Source organism: Larkinella ripae, from assembly GCF_054780775.1.
In genome coordinates this window covers 684,156-698,541 of the sequence record NZ_BAAGVR010000001.1, presented here as the reverse complement: position 1 = coordinate 698,541, position 14,386 = coordinate 684,156, and the positions used below count along the sequence as shown (strand labels likewise).

The 14,386-nt window shown below is 54.5% G+C and carries 7 protein-coding genes; all 7 read right to left on the bottom strand.

Annotated elements, in window-relative coordinates:
• Positions 1-4: 4 nt before the first annotated feature.
• The gene (locus ACYVHX_RS02985) at positions 5-1,513 is read right to left on the bottom strand and encodes a RagB/SusD family nutrient uptake outer membrane protein (protein ID WP_460670104.1); all 1,509 of its coding nucleotides are present in this window, start codon (positions 1,511-1,513) and stop codon (positions 5-7) included.
• Positions 1,514-1,562: 49 nt separating this feature from the next.
• Positions 1,563-4,772, bottom strand: a complete 3,210-nt coding sequence (locus ACYVHX_RS02980) for a SusC/RagA family TonB-linked outer membrane protein (RefSeq protein WP_460670103.1) — start codon at positions 4,770-4,772, stop codon at positions 1,563-1,565.
• 358 nt (positions 4,773-5,130) lie between these two features.
• On the bottom strand, positions 5,131-6,564 hold the full coding sequence (locus tag ACYVHX_RS02975; RefSeq protein WP_460670102.1) for a DUF1501 domain-containing protein: 1,434 nt from the start codon (positions 6,562-6,564) through the stop codon (positions 5,131-5,133).
• A gap of 63 nt (positions 6,565-6,627) precedes the next feature.
• Complete coding sequence (locus ACYVHX_RS02970; RefSeq protein WP_460670101.1) at positions 6,628-8,988, bottom strand: DUF1549 domain-containing protein; 2,361 nt, start codon at positions 8,986-8,988, stop codon at positions 6,628-6,630.
• 128 nt (positions 8,989-9,116) lie between these two features.
• Positions 9,117-10,610, bottom strand: coding sequence for a RagB/SusD family nutrient uptake outer membrane protein (locus ACYVHX_RS02965; RefSeq protein ID WP_460670100.1), 1,494 nt, complete (start codon positions 10,608-10,610; stop codon positions 9,117-9,119).
• An 11-nt stretch (positions 10,611-10,621) separates the two neighbouring features.
• Positions 10,622-13,675 (bottom strand): SusC/RagA family TonB-linked outer membrane protein, encoded by a 3,054-nt coding sequence (locus ACYVHX_RS02960; protein WP_460670417.1) that lies wholly within the window; start codon positions 13,673-13,675, stop codon positions 10,622-10,624.
• A 297-nt stretch (positions 13,676-13,972) separates the two neighbouring features.
• Positions 13,973-14,224: a hypothetical protein gene (locus ACYVHX_RS02955; protein WP_460670099.1), complete on the bottom strand. Its 252-nt coding sequence runs from the start codon at positions 14,222-14,224 to the stop codon at positions 13,973-13,975.
• Positions 14,225-14,386 lie beyond the last annotated feature (162 nt).

Here is a 14,386-nt window from a genome sequence, read left to right as displayed (position 1 = left end):
TAAGTTAAAAATGCGGGGTCAAGGCCGCTTCAACCGCCGGAAGGGCGTAGTAATCGTCCAAAACCGTAAAGGCGTTTGGTGGCGGAACGGCTCCTTTCGGGAAGTAATAGGCCGCCGGATTGGCCTTCACCCGGGCACCGTACGCACCGATGATTTCCTTCACGCGACCGGTCCGGGTTAAATCGAACCAGCGTTTGTTTTCAAAAGCCAGTTCAACGCGCCGTTCCTTGAAGATCGCTTCGCGCAGGGTCGCCTGGGTCGTGGCGGTGGTGGCCGCCAGCCCCGCCCGCGTCCGGATCTGGTTCAGGTAGGTCGCGGCATCGGCGGTTTTGCCCTGCTCGTTGAGGGATTCGGCCAGGAAAAGCAACACTTCCGCGTACCGATAAACCGGCCAGTTCTGACCCGTGTTGTTGTGCAGCGAGTGGGTTTTGGCGTATTTTTTGATGTACGGATACGTTTTGTTCTCCGCCAGCGCCTGGCTCAGCGTTACATAACCGATGGAAGCCTCTTTCCGTTTGTCACCGGTTTCGTAGGCGGCAATCAGATCCGGCGTCGGAATGTTGTTGCTTTCCTGCGAAGTGGGCTGCGCGTTCGAGGTGCCCGTAATCGGGGCAATTTCAACGGCGGTGATCGGCGACGGAATAAAGCGGTAAATCTGATTTCCGTTGTAACCCGCCGATCCTTCCATGTACTGAACCTCAAAAACCGACTCGGCGTTGTTTTTATTGCCGGCGGTCGTGGAGAAAGCGTTGGTGTAATCGGGCATTAGCATATAGCCGTCGTTGGCCACGATTTCTTTCAGCAGGGTTTCGGCCTGGGCCCATTTCTTCTGGGTGATGTACAGGTTCGCCAGCAGGGTTTTGGCGGCCCCCGAGGTGGCCCGACCGGCTTCCTGCTTGGCTTTGTTCAACAAACCGGCACTGGCGTCTTTGGCGTCTTTTTCAATCTGGGCGTACAGCTCTTCGGTCGACGACAGGGGCAAAGCCGCATCTTCGCGACCGGTTACCGGCGTTAAATGCAGGGGCACTTTACCAAACAGACGAACCAGATCGAAGTAGGCAAAGGCGCGCAGGAACTGGGCCTGCCCCTTCAGGTTGCTCTTGGAAGCCGCCGGAAAGTCCACTCCGTCGATCAGGGCCATGATCTGGTTGGCGCGGGCAATGATCTGATAATTCAGGCGGTATTGCACCAGCACGTTGTCGTTGGCCGTTACGCCGTTGGCCGTCGGAACGGCAAAATCGGCGATGTTTTCCGTCGCATCAACCGCGCCGTACAGAATGTTCCGGGCGTAATACGTATTGTCGGAGTGCATTTCTTCCAACACCCAGGCCCGCTCGTTGAACATCTGACGGAGCGGCACGTAGGCGGCATTCACCGCCTGCTGAAAATCCGCTTCCTTGGTATAGAAGGTCGCCGAACTGAGGGCGGTTTCGGGCACTACGGTGAGGAAATCTTCTTTGCAACCGCTCAGGGCAAGCGCCAGCAGGCAGGTTGCGATGTATTTTGTTTTCATTCTCGATCAGAATAAGAATCCTAAAAATGAGTTTTGTTACGGACCGGGCTTAAAAGTTCAGGTTGACGCCCAGCGTGTAGGTGCGCGGAACCGGGTAGTTGGAGAAATCAACTCCCTGGCTCAGGTTACCACCGTCACCTCCGCCATCGGCCTGCGCGCTGGTTTCCGGGTTCGGTCCGCCCCAGTATTTCGTGAATACGTACACCTGCTGAATGGAAGCGTAAATCCGGGCCGACTTGAAGAACTTGTTAACCGCGCCCATGTTGTAGCCCAGCGTAATGTTCTTGATCGTGAAAAACGAGGCATCGGCCAGGAACTGCGTGCTGTTCCAGTCGCGTTCGATCCCGGTGAAGTTACCGCCGTTGTTCGTGGCGCCAAATTCTCCTTTTCCGGGGGTGATCACGGTGGTCGCAATGCTGTTGCCGCTGGCATCGGTGACGTTTTTAACCCGGAAGCGGTCTTTCACTCCGGCGACCAGGTTGAATACACCGTCGAGGTTGGCCGTGCTGTAGAGGTGACGCACCCAGAGCTGATTGCCGTACGAACCGGAACCCACGACCGAGAAATCCCAGTTGCCGTACGTCAGGTTGTTGGTGATCCCGTAGGTGAATTTCGGGAAGGGCGTTCCGATGATGGTCCGGTCGTCCATGTCGCCCCCGTACGTGATGACACCGTCGCCGTTTACATCCCGCATTTTGATGGTCCCGATGGCCGAACGACCCGGAATAATGGGGGAGGTTCTGAGTTCTTCGGCACTTTGGTAGTAGCCTTCTTTCACCAGTCCGTAGAACTGGCCGAACGGCTGGCCGACCTGCGTGATGTGGAACGAACCATACACCCGGTCGATGCCCGGCGCCAGTTCCATCACTTGGTTGCGGTTGAACGAGATGTTGGCGTTGGTGGTCCATTTCAGCTTGCCGTCGGTGTTCCGGGTGTTCAGGGCAAATTCGTGACCCCAGAATTTGATTTCACCGATGTTGTCGTTGAAGTTACCAAAACCGGCTTCCTGCGGAATCTGCACGGCGTACAACAGATTCGTCGTCCGTTTGGTGTAGAAGTCGTAGGTGAACTGAATCCGGTCATTGAACAGCCCCAGGTCCAAGCCCAAATCCAGCTGTTTCGTGGTTTCCCAACCCAGGTTCATGTTGGCCAGTGAAGTGACTACGGCACCCGTCGCCACCGTACTGCCAAAAACCGCATTGGTCGTGTTGTTGACCAGGGCGTATTGCGTGTAGTTACCGATGTTGTTGTTACCGATGATCCCGTAGCTGGCCCGCAGTTTGGCAAACGATACTTCCGGGGTGCTTTTCAGGAAATCTTCATCCGAGATCACCCAGCCGGCCGATAAGGAGGGGAACGTACCCCAGCGGTTGGCCGAACCAAAGCGGGAAGAACCGTCCCGCCGGATGGCGGCTGTAAACAGGTACTTGCCTTTGTAATTGTAGTTCAAACGCGACAGCAGCGAAGTTAACGTCCATTCGTTCACCCCGTTGACGGTACCGCCCCGGTTGATGTTGATGGCGCCCTGAATGGTTGGCAGCCGGTCGTCGGCGTAGGTGTCGGCCTGAATCCGGGAGAACTCCTGCCGGTAGCGCTGATTCGTAAAACCGCCCAGCAGCTCAAAGTTGTGATCACCAAAACTCCGGGAATACGTGGCCGTGTTTTCGTTCAGCCAGCCGACGTTTTCCAGCGCCTGCCGGATTGAAACGGCCGTGGTCGGGATCGGTACGTTGATCGAGCTGGTGGCCGTCGACGGGTTGAAGAAGAAGAATTTGTTGTTCTCGAACTCGATGTTGATGCTCGATTTGAGGTTCAGTCCTTTGATGGGGCTGTACTGGATATACGCGTTGGAGAGCAACTTTGTTTGCTTGGTTTCATTGGTCAGCTCCTCGGCCGCCCGCACCCAGTTCGGATACTGGAAGATGTTGCCGGTGCTGCCCGGAAACGTGTTGAACTTGGTCAGTTCGCCATTTTGGTCATAAATCGGCATCACCGGCCAGGTGTGCAGCGCGTTGAACAGAATCCCGGTTCCGCGGTCACCATCGGTGCGGGGCGTGTTGTCGTACACGTACTGCGGAGCAATGTTGAAACCCACCCGGATTTTTTCGGAAATGTCGTAATCCGTGTTCATCCGGAGCGAATACCGCAGGTATTTATTGTTCAGAACGACCCCTTCCTGGTTGAAAATACCGGCGACGATTGCCGTTCTGGATTTTTCCGTGTTGGCCGTAATGGTCAGGTTATAGCTTTGAATGGGCGCTTTCCGCAGCAGGGCACCGTACCAGTCGTTGTCCTTGCCTTCGTATTGCGACGGATTCTGGAACTCCGTCGGAACCGCCTGGTTCATATCTTCGTAAAATTCCTTTTTGAACTGCGCGAATTCAACGGCGTTCAGCATTTTGATCCGGCCTTTTTCCGGAACCTGCTGAACCCCCGCAAAGGCGTTGAAGCTGATGTTGGTCTGACCGGCTTTGCCGCGTTTGGTCGTGATGAGCACCACCCCGTTGGCCGCCCGTGAACCGTACAGCGAGGTCGACGAAGCGTCTTTCAGAACCGAAATATCCTCAATCTCGTCCGGGTTGATGGCGCCGATGCTACCGGTAATCGGAAAACCGTCGACGACGTACAGCGGATCGCTTCCGGCCGAAACCGACAACTGACCCCGAATCCGGACCGACATGCCCTGACCCGGTTTTCCGGTGGCCTGGTTGATCTGAACCCCCGCCAGCCGACCCTGCAATTTCTGGGTCACCTGCGAAACCGGGATGTCTTTCAGTTCTTTCGCCGTGACGGTCTGCACCGCGCCGGTTACTTCTTTCTTCAACTGGCTACCGTATCCCACGACCACTACTTCCGATAACGTCTGATCGTCGGGTCTCAGTTTGATGTTAATGGTGGTCTGGCTGCCAACGGCAATTTCCTGTCTGAGATAACCGACCGAGCTGAAGACCAGCGTGGCCCGGTTTTCGGGTACCGAAATTCGGAATTTTCCTTCGGCGTCGGTGGTCGTGCCCTGCGTAGAACCCTTCACCACGACGTTTACACCGGGCAGGCCCGCACCGCTTTCGTCCGTCACCGTGCCGGTTACATCGACCGCCAGAACGGCCGGGCTGAGCGCCGGATTTTTACCCGATCCGTTTTTTGGGGTGTCGGCATGGGCGCAAACCGTGCTGGTTAATAGACTCAGGACCAGGCAGGGAGTCAGTAACTGTCTGGCAATATATTGGGGGTTACCCAATAAAGTAATGTTTTTTTTCATAAGAATAGAAATGGTAAAGGTTTAGGAATAGCTGGGGCACCGCAGCGGATACCCGCACCGCAACCACAATGATTCCGGCATCATGGTTGCCAGGAAGCGATTCGGTCTAAGGCATAATACGTAGAGATGGTTAAAAGGTATGGTTTTAACAACACTAGTGGATAGCGGGTACGCGTTCGCATGAAGGTTACTCCACGCGGGAATCCGGAAAACATGGAATTAAAGGTATCAATTAATCCCAATTAATTATGAAATTAGTTCAATTAAGAAAAAGATATACTGTGGACTATCCTTTACTCTGCTGGTTTTTGCAAAAAGGCTGCTTATTCGATTAAAAAATCAGATTATAAACGGGCGGTTATGCTAATAAATCCAGTACGGGCTTCCCTTTTCCGTCGGGTGTGGTGTAAAACGGACGTTTTTCGATCTCGTATTGGGTGTCATCAGGGATCCCCAGCGCGTGGTAGACGGTCTGGTGAATGCCGTCGATCTTGACCGGGTTTTCGATGGTTTTGCAGGGACGTTCGTCGGCGGTTTTTCCGTAAACAAATCCCCGCTTGATGCCCCCGCCAAACATCAGCAGCGAACTGCCGTCGGTAAAGTGCCGGTGCATGCCGTAAAACTTCAGATCAGAAAGGATATCCGGCTGGTTGACCTGCTCCTGCACTTTCTCGCCCGGACGGCCTTCCACCATCATGTCCCGGCTGAATTCGCTCGCCAGAATGATCATCGTGCGGTCCAGATGACCGGTTTTGTCCAGATCTTTCACCAGCTGCGCCACGGGTCCGTCGATCATCTTTTTCATGTCAACCAGGCGCGTATGACCGTTTTCGTGCGTGTCCCAGCCTTTGAACGGTTCGTATTCCGTCGTCACGCTGATAAACCGGGCGCCCTGCTCCGTCAGGCGACGGGCCAGCAAACAGCCCAGCCCGAAGCGGCCGGTATTGTAGATGTCGTAGCTTTCCTTCGGCTCCGTGCTCAGGTCAAATGCCTTGGCTTCGGGCGAATTGAGCAGCATATACGCCTGTTCCATCGAGCGTTTGAGCGATTCTTTCTGGTAATCGCTGCCAAACTCACCCATCGGGCTGTTGCTGATCAAGTCGTTGTACAACTGATTCCGGCGCTCAAAGCGTTTGGCGTCCATCCCGACCGGCGGGCGAACGCTTTCGAGGCCCTGGCTGGGGTCCGGAATAAAGAACGGACCGAATTCATTACCCAGAAAACCGGCGGTATGAAACGCCTTGAGTTCTTCGGCTTCACCCACCGTAAACCGCTGGCCAATGTCGATGAACGCCGGAATAACCGGGTTTTTCGGTCCGAGTTCCTTGGCAATCCAGGAGCCCAGGTGCGGAGCCGCTACGGTTTGGGGGGGTTCGTAGCAGGTGTGCCAGTGGTATTGGTGGCGCGAGTGCAGAATGTGGCCCAGATCGGCCGAAACGTACGAGCGGATGAGTGCGCCTTTGTCCATCACCTTCCCGATGGATTCGAGTCCTTCCGAGAAATTGATGCCGTCCAGAACCGTCGGGACGGGTTTAAACGTACTCAGGACGCGGTTGCCCTCCATATCCTTTTCGTAGGGCGTATATTTCTTGGGATCGAAGGTTTCGGTATGGGCCATACCACCGGCCATCCAGAGCAGAATCACGGTGTCGGCCGTTCCGTCGGTCTGACCGATTTTTTTGGTTTTACAGCCTGACAAAAGGCTCGCCATCGGAGCACCGGCTGCCATTGCGGCCAGGGTTGCAGCGCTGGTGCGTTGCAAAAATTCCCGTCTGTTCCAATTGGTTTTCATTTTCATTCGGTTGTTTCAAAACCGGCAAGGTCGCCAAAACCGTGCAGGCTTGTCGGTAGAGTGTTAATTAATCAATTGAAATTCAGGATGCAGGCTGATCGCCCAGACCAGATCCTGGATGCCTTCGATATTCGGCGTTTTCCCCACAATCTTCTCGGCAACGGCCAGTTCTTTGGGTTGCGGTTCGCGGCCCAGCGCCTTCCAGTACAATTGTTTGACCAGCTGGTCGGAGGTGGGATACTGGGCTTTCCAGCGTTCCGCACCGCGTTTCAAAGCCGCGTTGAACTTAGCCCCGTTGGTGAGTTCCAGCGCCTGCAGCAGATTGGCCTGCGAAGCCCGGCTGGTGCTGACGGTTTCGCGGTTCGGACGGCCCAACGCCGTCAGGAACGGGTCGTTTTTGACCAGCGAAGCGCGCGGAAACGGTATTTCCTGCTTGATGGTTTCGGGCAGGCGTTTTTCGGCCAGCGCCGAATCGCCGTAAATCGGATTGAATGCTAGACTGACGGCATCGGCAAACTGCTCCGCCGACAGGCGCCGACGGACCATCCCTTCAAACACAAAGGTCGGGGCCGTGAGCAAAGCCGGGTCTTTCACGCTGATGGACGGCAGCTGGTAGGTTTTCGACGTCAGAATCTGCATCATCAACCGCTTGATATCGTAGCCGTTAGCCGCAAAGTCGGCCGCCAGCCAATCCAGCAAATCCTGGCTCCAGGGGTCGTTGTCCATCATATCGACGGGTTCGACCAGACCGCGGCCCATCAACTGCGCCCAAATCCGGTTGACCAGCGTCCGGTAAAGCCGCCCGTCTTTGGGCTGGGTCATGAACGCGGCCAGTTCGCGAAGCCGCTCCGCCGTGGGCGCTTCCGGGTTGATTGTTCCTAATTCTTTGAAGAGAATCGCCCGCTTGGCCATTTTGCCCGTTGGTTTGTCGCAGCGGTGAATTTCCAGCGTTGTATCCGAAAAAACATTGGCAAACGCGTAGGCATCGGCCAGTTTCCAGTCGCTGATAAAACTGTCGTGGCAGGAAGCGCATTTCAGGTTCAAGCCCAGCAGCACCTGCGCCACATTCTGAGCCGCCTGCATTTCGGTACTTTGGCTCGAATTGATTGTTCCGCGCCACTTAATGCCTTTGATGAATCCGGCCGATTCTTTCGTCGGGCTGATCAGTTCCTGTACAAACTGGTTATACGGTTTATTCTCTTTCAGCGACGCATAGAGCCATTTTGTAATGTCGAAGCGGCCCCCGGTAATGTAGCCCGTTCCGGAATAATCGTTCCGCAGGGCGTCGTTCCAGAAGCTGAGCCAGTGCTGGGCGTAGGCGTCGTTCTGGTTCAGCAATTCGGTGACGAGCAGTTCGCGCTTGTTGGGGCGCGGGTCGGCCGTAAACGCCTGAATTTTTTCGGGTGTTGGCAACAAACCCACCACGTCCAGGTACACCCGGCGCAGGTAGGTCCGGTCGTCAACGACGGTTTTCCAGGCAATTTTATGCTGCTGGAAATAAACGTTCGTAAACCGGTCGATGGGGTTGGTGAGGTCGCCGGTTGCGGCCGGAACTGCAGGCATTCGGGGCTCCAGCGCGGCCACGCGGTAAATGCTTTTTTCGGCACCGCTGGGCCAGGGCGCGCCCTGTTTGATCCAGAATTCAAGAACCGCAATTTCTTTGTCGGTGAGTCGCTTGCCTTTGGTTGGCATGGCATCATCGTGTCCGGCGGGCAGTTTCACCCGGCGAATCATGTCGCTGTCTTCGGGATGGCCGACCTTCAGAACCGGCCCGTTCTCGCCCCCTTTCATCAGCAATTCTTTCTTATCGAGCCGCAACTCACCTTTGGTTTTGGTGGCGCTGTGGCAACTGTAGCAATTGTGCGCCAAAATGGACCGAACCTCCAGGTTCAGATCCTCAATCTGCTTGGCGTTGAGGGGTTGGTTGGTGTTGCTGATGAAGGCCAGGTTCGCATTGGTGGCCGCGGGCGATTCTTTTTCGTTTCCAAAAGGTAAGACGCTGCTGAGGTAATCCTCACCGTGCGTCAGCAGGGCGCCGTAATGACCGGCGATAGTGACGCCAAAAACCGTCAGGAACAGCAAACTCCGGAACAAGGCCAGCCGTTTCGTGCGAATGGCAAAAACCGTCAGGAGCGACAGGACCATGGTGGTCAGCCCCGCCCATTGGTGAATGGTTACGGTGTCGCCCCCATATTCTTCCTGATTCACTAAAATAAGACCCAGAATGGCGGCCAAAACGGAGCTAATGGCCCCAATCCAGACCAGGGCGGTAATACCAGCCCGCATGTCATTGGTTTTGCGGGACCAGCCAATTACTTCAAGCAGCAGGGCTACGCAGAGTAAACCGACCGGAAAATGGACCATCAGCGGGTGCAGACGGCCCAGGAACTGCCAAAGCCAAAACGATTCTGTCAATATAGTCACTTCGTGAGTAGGGATTAGTTGACTGAGCACTATAACTAAATGCACCTTAATGCATGGATCAGTCCTAATTTAACATTAATCCATCCAATAAGGTGCATTTTTAACGATTAACTATCCTGCACTTTCCTTTAGTAGCCCGGATTTTGGGTCAGATTGGGGCTAATCAGGATTTGGGGTGCCGGAATCGGAAGAAAATACTCGTTATCCGCAAACACATAATCCAGGGCGTTGAATGCAATACCGCCCCGGTCAACCGTCGGTTTCGCTTTCTCTTTTGCACCATACGCGTTCATGAAGGCCGTCAGTTCGGCCGGGGTTTTGGTCCGGCGCAAATCAAACCATCGGTGGTTCTCAAACGCCAGCTCTACCCGCCGTTCTTTCATGATGGCATCCCGCAGGGCCACTTTATCCAGGCCGGTTTTGTCGGCCAGACCCGCCCGCTTCCGAACCTGATTGAGGTAACCAAACGCTTCCGCCGAGGGACCGGTGGCTTCGTTGATCGACTCGGCCAGCATCAGCAACACATCGGAATACCGCAGCACCGGCCAGTTGTTGTCGGTACGACCCGTCAACGTGTGTGGGTAGGTGTATTTGATGATGTACGGAATGTTGACGACGGTACCGTTCAGCGTGTAACTGGTTTTGAGGGAAACGTCTTTCCGTAAGTCGCCGGGTTCGTAAGCGGCAATCAGGTCATTGGTCGGGATGTTCCGGCCGGCCGGGGCCGTGTTGGCAAAACCGGTAATGGCACCGGCCGAAAGCCGGGGCGCGAACACATACGCAAAGTTACTCCATTCGCCGAGGTCATTGCCACCCTGGTATTGAATCTCGAAGATGGATTCAGGGCCGTTTTTCTTGGCCGGATTGAAGTTGTCCGCATACAGCGGGTTCAACGAATACCCGGTGATCTGCTTCAGCGTCGTGACGGCATCGGCGTATTTTTTCTGCGTCAGCTGAGCTTTGCCCAACATACCCAGGGCCGCCCCTTTCGTGATCCGGCCAGACTGACCCGCCGGATACGTCGCCGGCAGCAGCGCCACGGCTTCTTTCAGATCTTTTTCTACCTGCGCCCAGATTTCAGCTTGCGGAGACCGGGCCAGATCAAAAGCGGCATCCGGTTTGTCCAGCGTTGAGGTCACCAGCACCACATCTCCGAAATACTGAACCAGGTTGAAATAGAAATACCCCCGGATAAATTTCAATTGCCCTTCGATGGGACCTTTTACGGCGGCATCCAGGGTGCTGGTGGCCAGTTTTTCCAGCGTATAATTGGTATTATACAGCGCTGAATAATACTGGTTCCAGACGTTGGAAATCTCGCCATTTCCCTGGTTCACGGTCGAAAATTCAAAGGCTTCCCAGCCAGCCGCGCCCCCGCGGTCGAGCGGGTTGAAGTCAAGCGTGGTGTTATCCGACGGAAATTCTTGGAAAATATAAGCCGTGCTGGTAATTCCCTGCAACTGACCGTAGACCCCGTTCAGGGCTTGCAGAAACTGGGTTTCGTCTTTGTAAAACAGGTCGGAACCAATCCGGGTGGGGTCGGTCGTCACCAGAAATTCGTCTTTGCACGAAAACTGAGTCAGGCAAAGAAGAAGCGTACCTATTGCGGTTATTTTTTTCATTGTCGTCACAATTAGAAGTTCAATTTAATACCAGTCGCCCATTGTCTCGGAACCGGGTACGATTCGTCGTCATTGTTCAATTCCGTACCCCCACGGACGCCCGCATCCGGGTTGTTACCCGGGTACTTCGTGAACAGCAGCAGATTGTTGGCCGTTACGAAAATCCGGGCGTCGCTCAGGAAGGATTTGAATCTGGGGAAGGTGTAGCCCAGCGTAACGCTTTTCAACCAGGTATAGCTGGCGTCATACACATACCGTTCGCTACTTTCGCGCGACCATTTGAAGTAGCTCGTGCCACCCTGCGAGTTTTTCGCGTCGGGATTGGAACCCGGATTCTGGGCCGACCGCCAGCGGTCTTTCGCTTTGTCGAGTACGTTGAAAACGCCGTCCATGTTCATGGTTGAGGCTTCGATATTGCGATACACATCAAAATCATGGGCGCCCAAAAACAGGATGTTGAAATCGAATCCTTTGTAGTCAGCCGCCACGGTCCAGGCCCAGGTAAAGGCGGGGTTCGGGTTGCCAATTTCCACCATATCCTGCGTGTCGTACGAAATCACACCGTCGCCGTTGGCATCAAAGAACTTCATCCCACCCGGAATCACACCGTCCTGTTTCGGCCAGGCGTCGATTTCGGCCTGCGTATTGAAAATGCCCATTTTCCGGTATCCGTAGATCATCCCAATCGGCCGACCCACTTTCTGTACGTTATAACCGCCGTAGAAGCTGCCGTAGTAAAGCATGTCGTTGGCGCCTTTGATGGCCAGAATTTTGTTGCGGTTGAAGGTGATGTTCGGGCTGGTCCGGAAGTTAACCTGGCCAATGCTGGTCCGGAATTCGGCCCCGATTTCGACCCCTTTGTTCTCTACTTTTCCGATGTTCGCCAAACTGGTTGTAAATCCGGAAACCGACGGAATCGAGATCGGAAGCAGCATGTCGTTGGTAATCTTCTTGTAGTATTCGAGGTTCAGCGTCAGTTTGTTGTTGAACAGCGCCACATCCAGACCGATGTCCAGCTGGTTGGATTTCTCCCACTTCAATTCCGAGTTGGCGAATGAGCTGATCACTTTACCGGCCGCAAACGCATTGCCCAGAATGTAGTTGTTGGCACCAACGAAGGCCAGACTCGGGTAGTTACCGATCTCGTTGTTGCCCGTTACCCCCCAACTGGCCCGGAGTTTCAGGTCGGTCAGCCAGTCGGTTTTGGGCATGAACGATTCTTCCGTAATCCGCCAGCCGATGGAAGCCGCCGGGAAATCACCGTACTTGTTTTTGGCACCAAACCGCGAGCTGCCTTCGCGCCGGTACGAAGCCGACAACAGGTATTTGTCTTTGAACGAATAGTTGACCCGGCTCAGGAACGCCAGCATGGTCCAGCCTAATTCGTAGGAGTTGGACGACCGGATTGAAGCCGCACCCAGGTACGGGACCAGGTCATCGGGGAAGGTGTTACCCGAGCCCGTAAAGCCGCGTATCCGTTCCTGCTGCGCCGTGTAACCCACCAGGGCTTCAACGCTGTGATCCGTTCCAATTTTTGGGGAATAGGTCAGCAGCTGATCCAGCGAATAATTGACCAGTTCCTCGGTGTTGTCCGATGCCGTCGCGATGCGTGGGGGAGCACCGGCGGTGCCGGAAGCCACCGGCAATCCGATGGTTGACGGGATAAACTCCTTGTACGTGTTGTTGTTCAGCTTGATGTTGGCCGAGGTTCTGAATTTGAAATTTTTCAGGAACGACACTTCCAGGAAAGCGTTGGACAACACGTCGGCGATGCTTCTCCGGCGCGTCGTATTCTCGAGCACAAACAAGGGGTTGGGAAAGCCAAAAACCCCATCCACACCGTTGCTATACGGTTTTAGCGAGCCGTCAGCGTTGTAGGGCGTATCGCGGGGATCCATGAGCAGCGCACCGCCGACGAGGTTACTCCGTCCGTCCGTAACAGCACCATTCTGTCTCGTATAAGTTCCGTTAATGTTCAGACCGACGTTGATGAATTTGTTGACCTGACCACCCAGGTTGGAACGCACCGAAATACGGTCATAATTCGTTTCCTTGATCGTTCCGTTTTCTTTGTAGTATCCCACTGACAGCAAGGCCTTGATCGGACCCGCGCCCGACGAAACCGTCAGGTTGGCATCGGTATAAGGTGCGTTATCCCGCATGATCAGGTCAAACCAGTCCGTCGAATATTTGGTCTGTTCCGGAAACCGGTAGCCGATGGGCACTTCGTCGATGGACGGCTCCCGGTTTTGCAGAATCCGGATCTGGTCCATGAAAATGTCTTTCTTGAACTGCGCAAATTCTGGGCCGGTCAGCATTTTCACCCGGCGCGACATCGGCACACTCTGAATACCGTAGTCCAGCGCGAAATTGACGCTTACTTTGCCTTCTTTGGCATTTTTAGTCGTGATGAGCACTACCCCGTTTGAGCCCCGCGCTCCATAAATAGCGGTTGATGCGGCATCTTTCAGGACCGAAATGCTTTCGATATCGTTCGGGTTCAGGTTCTGGCCTACGCTGGTACCGACCGCAAAACCGTCGATTACGTACAGCGGGTTACTGCCGGCGCCCAACGAGCTGATCCCCCGAACGCGTACTTCGAAAACGCCACCCGGCGTACCACTTTTCTGCTTGACCACCACCCCGGCGGCCCGGCCCTGCAGCAACTGGTTCATGTTGTTGGCGGGTTGTTCACCAATGTCCTTCATGTTGATGACCGATACAGCAGAGGTGATGTCCTGTTTCCGCTGCGAACCGTACCCGACCACCACCACCTCATCGAGCGAGCGATCGCCAACGGCGAGCTGAACATCGACTCGGCTGCGGTTTCCGACGGCTACTTCCTGCGACAGATAACCAACGAACGAGTACACCAGTGTGGCATTACTTTCCGGAACATCCAGCCGGTAACCGCCGTCAGCCGCGGTGGTGGTGCCGCGGGTGGTGCCTTTCAGCACGACGCTAACGCCCGGCAGGCCGTCGCCTTTTTCGTCTTTAACCGTGCCGGTCACGGTCCGGTCGAGGGCCGCATTTCCGCGGGCATACAGGCTGGTAACGGCCAGCATCAGCAGGCAGAGCGGAATAAGCGAAAACTTCCTTAAGACACCCGTAAGGGGTAGAAACTGTAAGTGTTTTTTCATTGCTTTTTTGTTAAATCATTCGAACATGAATACGTTTTTCGGTTTGTCAATGACTTCATTCTGAGGCTTTCACGAATGAACGCGAGGGGTGCAAATCAAAACCGGCGGGCCAGTTGATGAACCGGACGGTTATTCGGGTGGTTGAGGACGGATAACAAGCGGGGTCATAGGTAGTTGGTTTAGTGAAACGTAAGGGTAAAGGCTGTGGTTGATTCGGGTCTGTCAGTCGTTCTGGGGCCACCATTTAAAGGAAAGCGGGGGATCGGTCGCTTTTTCGGGCTGCATTCGCTGTTGAATACGCGTCCAGAGTTTCTCCTCCAGCTGGGATTGCGGGGAGTCGCCCGTCTTTGGGTCCTGATCGAGCATTTCATACCAATAATCCATCATCTGTTTTTCCTCGGAAGAACAGGTGCCATCCATGTAGCGTTGGAGCAACTCCAGAAATTCATGGCGATCCGCGGGCATTCGTAGCAAGCAGGAAAAGTTGGTTTAGGACAACGGGTACTTACTAGATACGTCAACTCATCAGCAGAAAACCGCAAATCATTCAGATAAATAGATGAATAATTATATTTTCAGAGCTAGTAAGTACTACTAATTCTTTCTATTGTTCTATACGGGATTTGAATTATGAGC